At 73.0% G+C, this 14,819-nt stretch carries 13 protein-coding genes and 1 riboswitch; of the genes, 4 read left to right on the top strand and 9 right to left on the bottom strand.

What is annotated here, in order from left to right:
* Window positions 1-56 precede the first annotated feature (56 nt).
* The 4 genes from I8N68_RS14880 to I8N68_RS14895 form a co-directional block, all read right to left on the bottom strand.
* Window positions 57-1,748: a glycosyl transferase family 1 gene (locus I8N68_RS14880; protein ID WP_200210567.1), complete on the bottom strand. Its 1,692-nt coding sequence runs from the start codon at window positions 1,746-1,748 to the stop codon at window positions 57-59.
* Window positions 1,745-2,773, bottom strand: coding sequence for a Gfo/Idh/MocA family protein (locus I8N68_RS14885; protein ID WP_200210568.1), 1,029 nt, complete (start codon window positions 2,771-2,773; stop codon window positions 1,745-1,747). The genes I8N68_RS14880 and I8N68_RS14885 overlap by 4 nt, the downstream gene beginning before the upstream one ends.
* Complete coding sequence (locus tag I8N68_RS14890) at window positions 2,770-3,879, bottom strand: DegT/DnrJ/EryC1/StrS family aminotransferase (protein WP_200210569.1); 1,110 nt, start codon at window positions 3,877-3,879, stop codon at window positions 2,770-2,772. Before I8N68_RS14890 ends, I8N68_RS14885 begins: the two co-directional genes overlap by 4 nt.
* Window positions 3,880-4,033: 154 nt before the next feature.
* On the bottom strand, window positions 4,034-4,666 hold the full coding sequence (locus tag I8N68_RS14895; protein WP_200210570.1) for a TetR/AcrR family transcriptional regulator: 633 nt from the start codon (window positions 4,664-4,666) through the stop codon (window positions 4,034-4,036).
* A 162-nt stretch (window positions 4,667-4,828) separates the two neighbouring features.
* Between I8N68_RS14895 and I8N68_RS14900 the strand changes: the two genes are divergently transcribed.
* The 4 genes from I8N68_RS14900 (at window position 4,829) to I8N68_RS14915 (ending at window position 9,923) form a co-directional block, all read left to right on the top strand.
* Window positions 4,829-5,731, top strand: coding sequence for an ABC transporter permease (locus I8N68_RS14900; RefSeq protein ID WP_200210571.1), 903 nt, complete (start codon window positions 4,829-4,831; stop codon window positions 5,729-5,731).
* Window positions 5,724-6,524: an ABC transporter ATP-binding protein gene (locus I8N68_RS14905; protein WP_200210572.1), complete on the top strand. Its 801-nt coding sequence runs from the start codon at window positions 5,724-5,726 to the stop codon at window positions 6,522-6,524. Before I8N68_RS14900 ends, I8N68_RS14905 begins: the two co-directional genes overlap by 8 nt.
* Before the next feature lie 141 nt (window positions 6,525-6,665).
* Window positions 6,666-8,177, top strand: a complete 1,512-nt coding sequence (locus I8N68_RS14910; protein ID WP_200210573.1) for a bifunctional cytidylyltransferase/SDR family oxidoreductase — start codon at window positions 6,666-6,668, stop codon at window positions 8,175-8,177.
* Window positions 8,178-8,204: 27 nt separating this feature from the next.
* Window positions 8,205-9,923, top strand: coding sequence for a CDP-glycerol glycerophosphotransferase family protein (locus I8N68_RS14915; RefSeq protein ID WP_200210574.1), 1,719 nt, complete (start codon window positions 8,205-8,207; stop codon window positions 9,921-9,923).
* A gap of 315 nt (window positions 9,924-10,238) precedes the next feature.
* On the opposite strand, the gene uppS is transcribed toward I8N68_RS14915, so the two are convergent.
* The 5 genes from uppS to I8N68_RS14940 all read right to left on the bottom strand — a co-directional run bounded on the left by uppS (window position 10,239) and on the right by I8N68_RS14940 (window position 14,777).
* On the bottom strand, window positions 10,239-11,021 hold the full coding sequence (gene uppS / locus I8N68_RS14920; protein ID WP_307812832.1) for a polyprenyl diphosphate synthase: 783 nt from the start codon (window positions 11,019-11,021) through the stop codon (window positions 10,239-10,241).
* A 33-nt stretch (window positions 11,022-11,054) separates the two neighbouring features.
* Window positions 11,055-11,807, bottom strand: a complete 753-nt coding sequence (locus tag I8N68_RS14925; RefSeq protein WP_200210575.1) for an alpha/beta fold hydrolase — start codon at window positions 11,805-11,807, stop codon at window positions 11,055-11,057.
* 119 nt (window positions 11,808-11,926) lie between these two features.
* A complete protein-coding gene (locus I8N68_RS14930; RefSeq protein WP_200210576.1) occupies window positions 11,927-12,760 on the bottom strand; it encodes a C39 family peptidase in 834 nt (277 codons plus the stop codon).
* 213 nt (window positions 12,761-12,973) lie between these two features.
* Window positions 12,974-13,115: riboswitch (cyclic di-AMP (ydaO/yuaA leader) on the bottom strand.
* A 266-nt stretch (window positions 13,116-13,381) separates the two neighbouring features.
* On the bottom strand, window positions 13,382-14,182 hold the full coding sequence (locus tag I8N68_RS14935) for a hypothetical protein (RefSeq protein WP_200210577.1): 801 nt from the start codon (window positions 14,180-14,182) through the stop codon (window positions 13,382-13,384).
* Between the two features lie 148 nt (window positions 14,183-14,330).
* Entirely contained in the window at window positions 14,331-14,777 is a 447-nt protein-coding gene (locus I8N68_RS14940; RefSeq protein ID WP_200210713.1) for a hypothetical protein, read from the bottom strand.
* Between the last annotated feature and the right edge of the window lie 42 nt (window positions 14,778-14,819).

A 14,819-nucleotide genomic window follows, 5' to 3' on the forward strand; every position in this document is an offset into this window, starting at 1 on the left:
CTGCGGAACAGGTCGGGCGCCGGATCAGCCGGTCGTCGTCGACGACGATCGCCCGATCATCGGAGGAACGCGTCGAAGACGGCGGCTGTGCGGCGTCCGTCGTGGTGCTCGCGCACGTAGCCGGGGCCTCTGGCGGCGAGCCGGACGGCGGCCGCCCGGTCGTCGAGCAGCGACTCGATCGCCTTGACCAGGGTCGCCGGGGTGGCGCTGGTGATCGGCGGGTGGACGCCCGCCGACCGGTGCGCGCTCTCGCTCAGGTACGACACGACCGCCCGCCCGGCGGCCATGCCCTCGCAGGCGAAGGCGCAGTAGCTGCCCATGACGAGCTGGTCGACCACGATGTCGGCGTCGGCGACGAGCCGTCGCATCTGGTCGTGCGGCATGCCCTCGACCAGCCGGAAGTCGATGATCCCGCGGTCGTGCAGTTCCTGCAGTTCGGGCACGATCCGGTCGGTGCCCTTCGTCCACCGGGTGGACGGCGCGTGCAGCACGATCGGGCGGGGGCGGTCCAGCACCGGCTGGTCGGTGGCCCAGGCGTCCACGTCGATCACGATCGGCGCCCACGTCGCGAAGGGGGCGTCGTCGAGCAGGTCGAGGGTGGTGACAAAGACCGGCCGGCCGCTCTCCTCGGCGGTCCGCCGGTTCTTCTCGGCCACCGCGACGAGCCGCTCGCGCAGCTCCGCCGGGGCGTCCCGGAAGGCGGATTCGGCGTGCCGCTCCAGGTGGGCGGTCGGGTGCCGGATCTCGCTGCCGTGCGCCAGCAGCGCAACCTTGATCCGGGCCCGCTCCAGGGCGGGCAGGTCGGCCGAGATGTCCTCGCCGTTGAGGCGGCCGAGCACCGGCCGGAACGCGTCCACGATCAGGTGTGTGTAGCCGGTGAGCACCCGGCGGATCTGGTCCAGCTGCACCTCGATGTGGTGCTCGGCCGGGAAGTGCAGCTCGACGTCGGCCGGGTGCCGGTACGCCTCCGGCGGCTTGGCGACCACCACCTCGACGGAGACGTCCGGGCGGGCGGCGCTGATCGCGCCGGCGATCGCGGAGAGCTGACCGGCGAAGTTCGCGGTGCCGAGGCCCAGCCGGACCGGCCCGGCGCCCAGCGGGCGCCAGGGCCCGGGCTGGCCAGGGATGCGGGGCGGCGCGGGCCAGGCCGCCGCCGTCTCCAGCGCCCGGTCCTGGGCCCGCCTCACGGTGTGGACGAAGGAGGGCAGCGAGCCGGGTGCGAACACCTCGCCGGCCGCGTGCCGGATCAGGTACTCCCGGACGGCCCGCGCGTTGCCCGCGACGATGGTCAGCCCGGCGGCCCGGTAGTCGTCGAGCACCGCCGGGACCAGCGGCCGGTCGCCCTCGCCGCGTTCGAAGCCGAACACGGCGACGTCGGCCGCGGCGAGGAACGCCGGCGTCATCCGGCGGGGCCGGGGCACCACGTGCAGCCGGGCGGCCACGCCGAGCTCGCCGGCCCGGCGCAGCGCCTCGCTGGCGACGGGCCGGTCACCGGCGGCGCAGACCAGCGCGAGGTGGACGCCGGGCAGCCGGGGCAGGGCGTCGACCATGCCCCACAGGCCACGGTCGACGGCGAGCGGTCCCGCGTGTACCAGCAGCGGGACCGTGTCGGGCAGCGCGCAGGCCGCCCGCACCGAGGTGTGCGTCCAGGGCAGGACGCCGGCCGCCCGGCGGAGCGCTGTGCGCATCCGCCGGGGTACCTGCCGTCCCACCGCCGCGACCATCCGCTGGGCCGGCGCCGGGGTCATCGCAGCGCCGGCTCCTGGTCGCTGCCGGTCGAGGCGACCGTGACGACGCTGCCGATCGAGGCGGACTCCAGGAGCCCGGCGGCCACCTGCACGGTGCGCAGACCCTGCCGCAACGTGACGATGTCGCTCTGCTTGCCCTCGACCGCGTCGCGGAACCGCTCGTGCTCGACGAGCAGCGGCTCCCGCTTCGGGATCGCGTAGCGGACCATGTCGCCCTCGGCGACCCCGCGGAACGCGCGCAGCGCCTCCCACTCGGTGTCGATGGCGCCGTTGGCGTAGAAGGTCAGGTCCGCGGTGAGCGTGTCGGCCACGAAGCAGCCCCGGTCACCGGTGATCACGGTGGACCGCTCCTTGAGCGGGCTGAGCCAGTTGACCAGGTGGTTGACCATCGTGCCGTCGGCGAGCTGGCCGACCACGGCGACCATGTCCTCGTGCAGCCGGCCGCTGCGGGAGACCGTGCGGGCGGAGACCGAGGTGTACTCCTGCCCGGTCACCCAGGCGGTCAGGTCGATGTCGTGGGTGGCGAGGTCCATCACCACGCCCACGTCGGCGATCCGGTGCGGGAACGGGCCCTGGCGGCGGGTGACCACCTGGAAGACCTCGCCCAGCTCGCCGGCCTCGAGCCGGGTGCGCAGGTTCTGCAGCGCCGGGTTGTAGCGCTCGATGTGTCCGACCCCGGCCACCAGGCCGGCGGACTCGAACGCCTCGACCAGCCGGGTCGCCGCCTGGACCGACTGCGCCAGCGGCTTCTCGATCAGCGCGCAGACCCCGTTGGCCGCCAGCTCCAGGCCGACCTGCTCGTGCAGCGCGGTCGGGCAGGCGACCACGGCGTAGTCGATGCCCATGGCCAGCAGGTCACCGAGCTGCGGTACCACCGGGGCGCGCAGCGTGCCGGTGGTGTCCCCGGCCGGGTCGACGATGCCGACCAGCTCGACGCCGTCCAGGTTGGACAGCACGCGGGCGTGGTTGCGCCCCATCGCGCCGAGGCCGATCAGGCCGGCGCGCAGCTTACGACCGCCGCTCATCGGGCACCCCCGGCGAGGTTCGCGGCCTCGGCGATCCGCTCGAGGTCGGCCTGGCTCAGCGACGGGTGCACCGGCAACGAGATCACCTCGGCGGCGGCCCGCTCGGTCTCCGGCAGCTCCCACGGGCCGGGCTGGCCGTCGGCGGTGAGGTACGGCTTGAGCCGGTGGATCGGGGTCGGGTAGTAGACCGCGTTACCGATGCCCAGCTCGGTCAGGCGCGCCTGGGCGGCGTCCCGGTCGCCCCGGACCCGCACCGTGTACTGGTGGTAGACGTGCTTGGCGGCGTCCGCCACGGGCGGGGTGACCATGCCGGTGATGTTGGAGTCGAGGTACTTGGCGTTGGCCCGGCGCTGCTCGGTCCACTCGCCGAGCTGGCCGAGCTGCACCCGGCCGATCGCGGCGGCCACGTCGGTCATCCGCATGTTGGCGCCGACGATCTCGTTGGCGTACCGCTGCTCCATGCCCTGGTTGCGCAGCAGCCGCAGGGTGCGGGCCAGCTCCGGGTCGGCCGTGGTGACCATGCCGCCCTCGAGGGCGTGCATGTTCTTCGTCGGGTAGAAGCTGAAGCAACCGGCGGTGCCGAAGGCGCCGACCGGGGTGCCGTGCAGGCTGGCCCCGTGGGCCTGGGCGGCGTCCTCGACGACCGCGAGGCCGTGCCGCTCTGCGATGGCCATGATCCGGTCCATCGCGGCCGGGTGGCCGTACAGGTGCACCGGCATGATGGCCACGGTGCGCGGGGTGACCGCGGCGGCGACCGCCTCCGGGTCCAGGCAGAAGCTGCCCGGCTCGATGTCCACGAAGACCGGCTCGGCGCCGACCAGCCGGACGGCGTTGGCGCTGGCGGCGAAGGAGAACGAGGGCACGATCACCTCGTCGCCCGGGCCGAAGCCGAGCGCCATCAGGGAGAGCTGCAGAGCGGACGTGCCGGAGTTCAGGGCCACGCAGTGCCGGCCGGCGACGAGCTCGCCGAACTCCTCCTCGAACGCCGCGACTTCCGGGCCCTGCACGACCCGGCCGCTCCGCAGCACCCGGACAGCCGCCTCGATCTCGGCCTCACCGATGATCGGTCGTGCTGGGGGGATGAACTCTGGGTGCGGCCCAGCCATGGGGCTTCCTCCTGTCGACAAAATACTCATTGGGGGGTTCCGGGGGATGGTAGCGGGTTATGGACGGAGAGAGCTGATCGCGGTGATTGTCCGGCCAGTCGTCTCCGGATGTTCATGCTCGGCGAATCCGGCCACGGACGACGCGTAGCGGGGGTCAGATCTCCACCTCGTCGCGGACAGGCCCCACGCATGCTACCCGGAGCGCCGCGACGATCGCGGCCGCCATTCGGGGCACCTCCTCGGTCCGCATCGGCGCACGGGCGATGGCCAGCCGCCAGTAGACCGGCCCGACGATCAGGTCGACCGCCGCGCGCGCGTCGGTGTCGGCGGAGAGCTCCCCCCGCTCGACCGCCCGGCCGATCAGGATCCGGCCGACCGCCTGCTGGTAGTCGTCGAGCGCCTGCTGGAGCTTCTCGGCGATCTGCGGGTTGCGGGCGGCCTCGGCGAGCAGGTCGGGAATGATCTGCGAGGCGACCCGGTGACGCAGCGCACGGGCCATCACGTGCAGGAGGATCTCCAGGTCGCCGAGCAGGCTGCCGGTGTCCAGCAGCGGCAGGTTGCGCCCGGCCACGGCGGAGACCATGTCCAGCACCAGGTCGAGTTTCGAACGCCACCGGCGATAGACCGCCGTCTTGCTGACCCCGGCCCGGCGGGCCACCGCCTCGATGGACAGGCGGCCGTAGCCGACCTCGGCCAGCTCCTGCATGACGGCAGCGCGGATGGCCGTGGTTATCTCGCCGCGCAGCACCGCCGCACCGGCCGGCGCACGCCTCTTCTCGGTCGTCACGTGGGACAATGTAGCGCAACGACGGTACGGTTGCGTCCCGACGTGTTTTGGACTACCTTCCACGCACAGCGAGGCGGGCTCCACGCACTGGCCACGCTAGATTTCATCGCCGCGACACATCTTCCAGCTCCCCATCGGCACGAAAGATCGGAGCGCCTGACCATGGCCAACACCGCGGTGGCCGACCCCGACTCCGGGCTGACCCGGGCCCAGCTCGCGCAGCGGCACGGGCTCCGGATCGCCGGGGAACGCCCACCCCTGGCCGAGTACACCCGCAAGCTGTGGGCGTACCGCCACTTCATGACCGCGTACTCGCGGGCGAAGGTGGCCTCGTCGTTCAGCAACACCCAGCTCGGGCAGCTCTGGCAGGTGCTGACCCCGCTCACCAACGCGGCGGTCTACTACCTGATCTTCGGCGTGATCCTGTCCCAGCACCGGAACATGTCGAACTTCATCGCGTACCTCTGCACCGGCGTGTTCATCTTCATGTTCACCCAGACCGCGGTGCAGAACGGCACCAGCGCGATCACCGGGAACCTGGGACTGATCCGGGCCCTGCAGTTCCCCCGGGCGGCGCTGCCGATCACCGTCACGCTGGTGCAGTTCCAGCAGCTGCTGATGTCGATGGTGGTGCTGGCCGGCATCGTCCTGCTGACCGGTGAGCCGCTCACCTTCCGCTGGTTCCTGATCGCCCCCACCCTGCTCCTCCAGTCGATCTTCAACGTCGGGCTGACCATGGTGATGGCCCGGCTCGGCTCGAAGATCACGGACCTCAAGCAGGTCATGCCGTTCGTGATGCGGACCTGGTTGTACGCCTCCGGCGTGCTCTACCCGGTCGCCCTGTTCCGGGAGCACCTGCCGTCCTGGGCGGCGACCCTGCTGGAGGCCAACCCCCCGCTGGTCTTCATCGAGCTGGCGCGTTACTCGCTGCTCGAGTCCAACCAGTCGAACCTGGTCTCGTCCCCGGCGCGGCTGTGGCTGCTCGCCGCCGCCTGGGCGGTCGTGATGGGCATCGGCGGGTTCGTCTACTTCTGGCGCGGAGAAGAGGAGTACGGCCGTGGCTGACCAGACCCAGGCGGCGGGCGCCGCCGTCGCGACGGACCCGGGCCGCATCCCCACCGTGGTGGTGGACGACGTGCACGTGGTCTACCGGATCCACAAGGGCGCCACCGGCGGCACCAGCCCGGTCTCCGCCCTCAAGCGCATCGTGTCCCGGACCAACGCCCCAAACATCCGTGAGGTGCACGCGGTCAAGGGCGTGAGCTTCACCGCGTACCAGGGCGAGGCGATCGGGCTGATCGGCAGCAACGGCTCCGGCAAGTCCACCCTGCTGCGCGCGATCGCCGGGCTGCTCCCGGTGAACCGGGGCGCGGTCTACACGATGGGCCAGCCGTCGCTGCTCGGCGTGAACGCGGCGCTGCTCAACGACCTGTCCGGCGAGCGCAACGTGGTGCTCGGCTGCCTGGCCATGGGGATGTCCCCCGAAGAGGTCAAGCGGCTGGCGCCGGAGATCATCGAGTTCTCCGGAATCAACGAGCGCGGCGACTTCGCCTCGCTGCCGATGCGGACCTACTCCTCCGGCATGGGCGCCCGGCTGCGCTTCGCCATCGCCGCCGCGAAGAAGCACGACGTGCTGCTCATCGACGAGGCCCTCGCGACCGGTGACCGCAAGTTCCGGGCCCGCAGCGAGCAGCGGGTGCGGGAGCTGCGCGCGAGCGCCGGCACGGTCTTCCTGGTCAGCCACTCGATCAGCTCGATCCGGGACACCTGCGAGCGGACCCTCTGGCTGGAGGGCGGCGTTCTCAAGATGGACGGCCCGACCGACGAGGTCTGCAACGCGTACGAGGGCCAGAAGTAGTCCGCCGGAGCGCACCGGCCGGGGCCGCCCCGGTCGGTGCGCTCCGGCGTACGCGTTAAGGTTTTCTGGTCGCCGGCCAAAGTTCACCAGCCGGTCATCCAGGCGCAAAACCCCATCCCCCCGCAGAAGTGAGGAACGGCAATGACGCAGGACCGCACCACCGCACCGGACGCCACGCCGGCGAGCCCGGCACCCTGGCGCCCCTCGCGGACGGTGGCCGTGATCCTTGCCGGGGGGACCGGGACCCGCCTCGGGCTGGGCATCCCGAAGCAGCTGCTGAAGATCGCCGGGAAGCCGATCATCGAGCACACGCTGGCCGTCTTCGAGGCCGCGCCGGAGATCGACGAGATCATCGTGCTGATGGCCACCGGCCACCTCGAGGACGCCCGGCGGATCGTGGCCAACGCCGGCTTCCGCAAGGTCAGCCAGATCATCTCCGGCGGCGACACCCGCAACGCCACCACCCGGATCGCGCTCGACGCGGTGGGCGAGGGCGACGTCAACATCCTCTTCCACGACGCGGTGCGGCCGCTGGTCAGCGCCCGGATCGTCCGCGAGTGCGTCAACGCGCTGTGGACCTACTCGGCGGTGGACGTGGCCATCCCGTCGGCCGACACGATCATCCAGGTGGACGAGGACGACTGCATCACCGACATCCCGGTCCGGGCCACCCTGCGCCGCGGCCAGACCCCGCAGGCGTTCCGGTCGGGCACCATCCGTGAGGCGTACCGCCGGGCCGAGGGCGACCCGAACTTCGCCGCCACCGACGACTGCGGCGTGGTGCTGCGCTACCTGCCCGGCACGCCGATCAAGGTGATCGACGGCTCGGACGAGAACATCAAGGTCACCCACCCGGTCGACGTGCATCTGGCGGACAAGCTCTTCCAGCTCGCCGCCGCGCAGGCGCCCCGGCTGACCGACCACCGCAGCTATGCCGAGGAGCTGACCGGCCGGACCATCGTGGTCTTCGGCGGCAGCTACGGCATCGGCCACGACCTCACCGAGCTGGCCCACCGCTACGGCGCCCAGGTCTTCCCGTTCAGCCGCTCCACCACCGGCACCCACGTCGAGCGGGCCGAGGACGTGGCGGCCGCGCTGAAGACCGCCTTCGAGGCCACCGGCCGGATCGACCACGTGGTGGTCACCGCCGGGATCCTGGAGAAGGGGGCGCTGGCGGAGATGGACGAGGAGACGATGGACCGGCTCCTGCGCGTCAACTTCGTCGGCCCGGTCACCATCGCCCGGCAGTCGCTGCCGTACCTCCAGCAGACCAAGGGCCAGCTGCTGCTCTACACCTCCAGCTCGTACACCCGGGGCCGGGCCCGGTACGCGCTCTACTCGGCGACCAAGGCCGCGCTGGTCAACCTGACCCAGGCGCTCGCCGACGAGTGGGCCGAGTTCGGCGTCCGGGTCAACTGCGTCAACCCGGAGCGCACCGCCACCCCGATGCGCACCAAGGCGTTCGGCGAGGAGCCGGAGCACACCCTGCTCTCCTCCGAGGCGGTCGCCCAGGCGTCGCTGGACGTGCTGATCTCCGAGCTGACCGGCCAGGTCATCGACGTCCGCCGGGCGCCGGGTGAGCAGGTCGCGGCGGTGCCCGCCCAGCCGGGCGGGCACCCCTCGGAGCAGCTCCCCGCCGACGTCGACGCCTGACCCTGCGACCCGGAACGGACGACCGACATGCGTGGTGACCTGGTCCGGAAGCTGCTCGCCCGGGTGCTGACCACCGGGCTGGCGGTGCTGGCGTTCCTCGTCGTGGCGCTCACCGGGGCGACCGGGTGGGGGCTGGCGATCGCGCTGGCCGCCCTCGCGGCCACGGCGGTGGAACGCCGGATCCGGCCGGCCGCCGACGGCGTCGCCGAGTCGGTCCTGGTCGCGGCGGCCATCCTGGTCGGGTACGCCCGCCGGCTCGACGACGGCTTCGACCCGGCGCTGGCCGCCACCGCGCTGGTACTGCTCGGCCTCGTCCTGCTGGTCGGGCCGCTGCGCGCCGCGGGCGCGCTGGAGATCCGCGCCGCGAACCTGCCGGTACGCACCTGGACGCCGCTGGTCGCCGACCGGCTCGGCGACGCGCTGCTGGTCCTGCTCGGGCTCGTCGCGGTCGCCGCCGGGCTCGCCCTGCCCGCCTGGGTGGCCCTGGTCGCCGGCCTGCTGGTCGGCGCCGGTTGCGCCGCAGTCGGCCTGGACCTGGCCCGCCGACGGTTCCGGCCGCCGGCCGGCGGCGGCCCGGTGGGCCGGGCGCTGCGCCGCCACCGGCCCGAGTTCGTGCTCTACTTCTCCGCCCCGCCCGGGTCGGAGTACCAGGTCACCATGTGGCTGCCGTATCTGGAACAGATCGGCCGGCCGTTCCTCGTGCTGCTGCGCGAGCCGGAGTTCCTGCCGACCATCGCCGCCGCCACCAGTGCCCCGGTGGTCTTCTGCCCGACGCTCAAGGCGCTGGACGAGGCGCTGGTGCCGAGCCTGCGGGCGGCGTTCTACGTCAACCACGGCGCGAAGAACAGCCACTTCATCCGCTTCACCCAGCTCACCCACGTGCAGCTGCACCACGGCGACAGCGACAAGGCCCCCAGCGCCAACCCGGTCTCGGCGATCTTCGACCGGATCTTCGTGGCCGGGCCGGCCGCCATCGACCGGTACGCCCGGGCCGGCGTGGAGATCCCCACCGAGAAGTTCGTCGTGGTCGGCCGCCCCCAGGTGGAGGCAATCGAGGTACGCCGGCAGCCCACCCCCGGGCTGGCGAACCCGACGGTGCTCTACACCCCGACCTGGACCGGGCACCACGCCGACGCGAACTACTGCTCGCTGCCGGTCGCCGAGACGGTGCTCCGCCGGCTGCTCGACCGGGGCACCACGGTGATCCTGCGGGCCCACCCGTACACGGCGCAGAACCCGGTGTCGGCCCGGCAGCTGGCCCGGCTGACGGAGCTGCTCGCCGCCGACCGGGCGAAGACCGGCCGGGCGCACCTGTGGGGCGCGGCGGCCAGCCGTGAGCTGACCCTGACCGAGTGCGTCAACCGGTCCGACGCGCTGGTCTCGGACGTCTCCGGGGTCATCTCGGACTACCTCTACTCCGGCAAGCCGTACGCGGTGACCGACATGGGCGTCGACGGCGAGCACTTCGCCGAGCGGTTCCCGCTGGCCCGGTCGGGCTACGTGCTGCGCCGGGACATGTCCAACGTGGACGAGGTGCTGACGGAGCTGCTGGAGACCGATCCGAAGGCGGCGCAGCGCTGGGCCACCCGGAGCCGCTACCTGGGTGACTTCCCCGCCGAGTCGTACGCCGAGGCGTTCCTGGACGCCGCCCGCCGGCAGCTCGAACCGGACTGGAACCCGCCAGCGCCTCGGGCCGCGGACGCCGTCGCCCAGGACGGGTCCCCGTTACCTTTCAGTGCGCTCTAGCGAGCGTGTGATCGGTAGTCCCGCCTTGCGGTGGGACGGTCCCGGTCTGACCAGCGGTGGCTGTGCCGGGTTGACGCGCGTCGCGGCAGCCAACGGCTCGCCGACCATGATCAGCCGCCCGAGCCGTAGGTGGGAACAGGCAGCGCCCCGGCCGCGTACTGCCGCCGCGCGGTCACATACGCAATGCCCTGCGACGTCGCCCACTCCTTCAGACTCACACGACCACCCTAGCTCCTCAAAGGACACTAAAGCCCGTCGCGACGCCAGCAGCTAGGAACCCCTGTCCGCTGCCGGTCGGACGGTGCGCCCGGGTTGTCACGCCCCGAGTCGTCGACCACGAGCAGCGTAGGAGCGCAGGGCGCGCATAAAGTCGATCTTCCGGAAGCCGGGCCAGTACACGTCGCAGAAGTACAGCTCGGAGTAGGCGGCTTGCCAGAGCAGGAACCCGGACATGCGGCGCTCTCCGCTGGTGCGGATGACCAGATCGGGGTCGGGTTGGCCACCGGTGTACAGCCGCGCCGCGATGGCGTCGGCGGTCAGGCGTTGCGCGACGTCGTCGAGTGCGGCGCCCGCTCTCGCCTCGTCCGCCAGCAGGGCACGAACCGCACCGACGATCTCCTCGCGGCCGTCGTAGCCGATGGCGACCGTGAGGTGGCAGTCGGCACCCCGCTCACGGGTGGCGTCCTCGGCGAGTTTCAGGGCGTGGCGGGTCGAGTCGGGTAGCACGTCCGCGCGGCCGGCCAGGTGGAGCTGCCACGGGTTGGTCGGACGCAGCAGTGGCTCCGCGACGACCTCCTCGATCATCCGCATCAGGTGCTCGACCTCATCGGATGCGCGTTTGCGCATGTTGTCGACGGAGGCGAGGAAGAGCGTGACGTGGCGGATGCCCATCTCGGCACACCAGCCCAGCACCTCGTGGATGTGCTCCGCGCCGTACCGGTGGCCCAGCCCGGGGTCGTCGAAGCCCATCTGCCGGGCCCACCGGCGGTTTCCGTCCATCACCATGGCAACGTGGCGCGGCAGTGGCTGATGGGTCAGCTGGGCGCGGAGACGGCAGGCGTAGAGCTCATAGGCGAGGCGACGGATGGGCTGCATCATGATCAGATATAACCACCTCGGCTGACCCGCGCGTCAGTGGTACGGGTCGAGCAGGGCGAGGACGGCCGCCGGGTCCTCGACGTGGGCGTTGTGCCCGACGCCGGGCAGGGTGGCCACCGGGACGCCGTACTCCTTGAGCTGGGCGTCGCTCACCATCGGATCCTGCTCGCCCCGGGCCAGCAGCACCGGCACGTCGGTCGCCGCAAGCAGTGCCGCCAGCTTCGGCTCCCCCACTCCGAACGCGGCGGGATCCATCGCCAGCCGCCAGCGGCCGTCCTCGCGGCGCAGCCCGGCGTCCACCACCGGATGGTCCGGGGCGAAAAGCCCGGCCAGGCCGGAGACCCGCAGGTAACGGCGGGCGGCCTCGTCCCGGCTGGTGAACCAACTGACCGGCCGCCCGGCCAGCTCCCGGGCCTTGTCCAGCTCGGCGGGTGACCACACCGCCTTGATGCCGAGCCCGACCACGGCGTCCACGGGGAGCTCGAGCTGCCGCGCGGCCAGCGCCAAGGCCACCACCCCGCCGAGCGAGTGCCCGAGCACGACGAGGCGGTCCCGCGGCCCCAGCCGATCGGCGACGGGGCCGAGGCCTTCCACCACCTGCCGGGCCAGCCCGGCGAAGGAGTACGCCGGCAACGGCGGGGACCAGCCGTGTCCGGCCAGGTCGGGAGCGAGCCAGCGGCCCGCCCACCGCCGCTCCAGCAGCGGCGCCCAGGGCAGCCAGACCTCGCCGGTGGCGCCCAGGCCGTGCAGCAGCAACAGATGCCGGGTACCCGTCTCATCGCCCATACGGCGCAGTGTGCCACCGGTCGGACACGACGCGCGAGGGCCGACGGCCGGCCCCATCGGGCATACGACGTCGGGCACCGGCTCCAGGAGCCGGTGCCCGACGGGTGACGCGGAATGGATCAGGCGGAGTAGCCGCGGGTGGCCATCCAGTTCGCGAGGTCGATGGTGGTCATCCAGTAGGCGGGGAGCGCCGGGTTCGCCGAGTCGGCGATCCGGACGGTCCGGCCGTCGTTCTTGTAGCCGACCACGGCGATGTAGTGGCCGCCGGGGAACGAGTGCCAGCCGCCGTCGGTGTCAGTGGCGGAGCCGACGATGTTGGCGACCACGCCGCGGCCGTCGGTGATGGCCTTGACCACGTCGGCCTGGAGCTGGTCCATCTGGGCCGGGGTGGCCGGGCCGGGGATCATGTGGGTCCGGTACGGGTTGCCCTTGACCATCTGGTTGAGCCCGCGGGTGGTGTCCTCGGCGGAGTTGGTGCCGTTCTCGGTGGCGCCGAGCGGGGCGACCATCGCGTCCTGGGTGGTCTCGACGCCGCTGGCGCTGAGCGCGTTGCGCACTGCGGCCGGGCCGCAGTTCCAGTAGGCGGTCTGCGCCTCGTAGTCGTAGTCCAGGACCTTGGTCGACGGCGGCTTCGGCGCCGCCTTGCGGGTCAGGTCCGGGTCCGGCTTGGCCGAGGTCGCCGTCGGCGACGCCTTGCGGCTGGGCGAGGTCGACGGGACGGCGGCGATCCGCTGCTGGCTGCGGGTGGCCACGTCGCCGAGGCGCGGAGCCAGCTCGGCGACGGCGGCGGTGGTCTCCTGGCGGACGGGCGCGTCGTCGCCGTTGGCGAGCAGGGCGCCGGTGCCGGAGGCCAGCACGAGCGCGGCCGCGGCGCCGGCGACGATCTGGTACGGCCGCTCGGTGGCGAGGCGGCGCAGCTGCCGGTTCAGGTGGTGCTTCACAAGATCCTCCACGGGGGAAAGCGGCGCACACCGGCCCGACGCGCGGAAGACGTCACGCGCGACGACGGGTCGTGGGCGGGTGGGCTGCGGAAACAGGGGGACGCCCGGGTCGACCGGGCGGGAGGGCAGTGCCGGGATCAGCTCGCGATCAGGCGAGCGACGGCACCGCGGCGCCGTGGAGGCGGGGGGACGAACGAGGGGTGGGATCGGGTTGCACGAGGATGGAACTCCTTCCGACACCGCCTACCGGGTTAGCTGACGGATTCGGGCGGGAAGATCGCCCTACCGCGAGCCGTAGCTCGCGGATTCACCCCGGACGTGCACTGGGTCCCCGGTTCGTTAAATCACGATTGAGCGGGTCGGCGCGGCGTCGCCTCTTGCGATCGGAAACCGCACCGGACGCGCCGACACTACCGGTGGCTTCTCGCCAAGCCAAGCGCTCTCACCTGCGTAAACCTCGGTCATCATGACGCTGACCGGAACAGCCGGTCACTGATGTGACTCAATGGGACGAGCAGTTATGACCGGCCACAACCGGACGTCGGGTAGCGAGCGGGCCACAGTTGCGGGGCTCGATCGGCCCGGTTGAGCCGGTTGACCGTTTCCCGCTTTTGGTGACCGGGCTCACCCCATTCAGGTCACGATTCGGCCAACTCGCGCGGGCCGCCAGCGCGCTGGACGGGTCGCCGGGGCGTCCGCGGGCACCGGAACGAGGGGCCGGGTGACCGCCGCCGCGCCGCGGACCGGGGCCGGGGCCGGGCGCAGCGCCGCCGCCGCGGCGTACGCCTCGACCGCCAGTGCCCGGGCCGCCTCGGCGGCCAACTCGGCGTCTCGCCAGGCCTGCTGCTCCCGCTCGACCGCCGTTCGATAGCCGGCCCGCCGGCCGTCGCGTACCACCCGCGCGAGGACGATCTCCTGCTCCGCTGGGTGTCGGCGCGGGTCCCATCCGTTGCGGTGGGCGAGCACGTCGGCGAGCTGCCGCGCGGACAGGTCACCGCGCCAGTGCGCCGTCATCGCGGCGTGGTGCAGCCAGCGCTCCCGGGCGGCGTACTCCGCCGGGGTCCGCGGAGTCCGTGGCGCGGGGAGCGGGGCGGCGGCGCCGAGGTGACGGGCGGCGCTCTCCGCCTCGTCGTACGCCCGCCAGGCGCGGTCGGCCTCGTCCTGGGTGCGTAGCCACTGTGCCCGCCGGCGACGGGCGGTCTGCGCGGCGCCGGCCGCGGCCACCGCCACCTCGTCGGCGTAGCGGCGCAGATCGGCGAGGCGGGCCGCCTCCTCGGCGGCCGGGTCGGGAGCCTGCTCGGCGTCCGCCGCGGGGGCCCGCTCCGGGCGGGCGATCAGCGCGGCGAGCACCGACAGGGCGAGCAGGAGCAGGGCCGACCAGATGGCGGCGGCCTGGGGGACCTCGATCAGGAACTCGTACAGCACGGTCTGCATGGTCGGTACCTCACGGGAGCGATGTGGCGGAGAGGTCCGCACGGCCCCGGCGCGGCGGGGCGCGACCGGAACGGGCGCCACCGGGCCGTCGGGCGGGGTGCGGGGGTGAGGTTCGGTGGAGAGTGGCTGCGGGCGTGCCCGCCGGGCGTCAGCGCGCCGGCGGGGCCCGGGAGCCGAGGGCCGCGGGGGTGCGCCCGACCGGCGCATGGCGGTCGAGGACCGGAACGACGCTTCCCCGCCGGGGCGGCACGACGGCCGGCGCCTCCGCCGGCTGACCCGGCCCGGCGAGCTGCGGGGCCGAGGTCCCGCTGGCGGCCGACACGGCTGCGGCGTGCCCGGCGGCGGTGGGGAGACCCCGTCGGGGTACGCCGAGGGCGTCGAGGTTGGTCCGCAGCGCCGGGCCGGCCGATGGGAAGGCGGTGACAGCGGCCGGATCGACGGCGGCGGTCGGGGCGGCCTGCGCGGCCGCGGCCGCGCCGACGGGCAGGGCGGCGGCGCCGAGCGAGCAGGCGACCGCCACGGCGAGGCTGGTCAGCATGCGGGCCGTCCAGCGCGCCACCCACCACAACGGACAGGTGAGCGCGACCGGAAGCACGGTCCCACGCTACCGCCGACGCCGCCGCGCCGCATCGCCGCC

This window comes from Micromonospora coerulea (assembly GCF_016598485.1).
In the GTDB taxonomy this organism is placed as follows: domain Bacteria; phylum Actinomycetota; class Actinomycetes; order Mycobacteriales; family Micromonosporaceae; genus Micromonospora; species Micromonospora coerulea.

What these genes read in the sequence shown, in the direction of transcription:
- I8N68_RS14925 (WP_200210575.1), bottom strand. Translation starts at nt 11,807, where the DNA reads ATGGGCGATGAGACGGGTACCCGGCATCTGTTGCTGCTGCACGGCCTG.
- I8N68_RS14910 (WP_200210573.1), top strand. Translation starts at nt 6,666, where the DNA reads ATGACGCAGGACCGCACCACCGCACCGGACGCCACGCCGGCGAGCCCG.
- I8N68_RS14900 (WP_200210571.1), top strand. Translation starts at nt 4,829, where the DNA reads ATGGCCAACACCGCGGTGGCCGACCCCGACTCCGGGCTGACCCGGGCC.
- I8N68_RS14890 (WP_200210569.1), bottom strand. Translation starts at nt 3,879, where the DNA reads ATGGCTGGGCCGCACCCAGAGTTCATCCCCCCAGCACGACCGATCATC.
- uppS (WP_307812832.1), bottom strand. Translation starts at nt 11,021, where the DNA reads ATGATGCAGCCCATCCGTCGCCTCGCCTATGAGCTCTACGCCTGCCGT.
- I8N68_RS14915 (WP_200210574.1), top strand. Translation starts at nt 8,205, where the DNA reads ATGCGTGGTGACCTGGTCCGGAAGCTGCTCGCCCGGGTGCTGACCACC.
- I8N68_RS14885 (WP_200210568.1), bottom strand. Translation starts at nt 2,773, where the DNA reads ATGAGCGGCGGTCGTAAGCTGCGCGCCGGCCTGATCGGCCTCGGCGCG.
- I8N68_RS14935 (WP_200210577.1), bottom strand. Translation starts at nt 14,182, where the DNA reads ATGCAGACCGTGCTGTACGAGTTCCTGATCGAGGTCCCCCAGGCCGCC.
- I8N68_RS14880 (WP_200210567.1), bottom strand. Translation starts at nt 1,748, where the DNA reads ATGACCCCGGCGCCGGCCCAGCGGATGGTCGCGGCGGTGGGACGGCAG.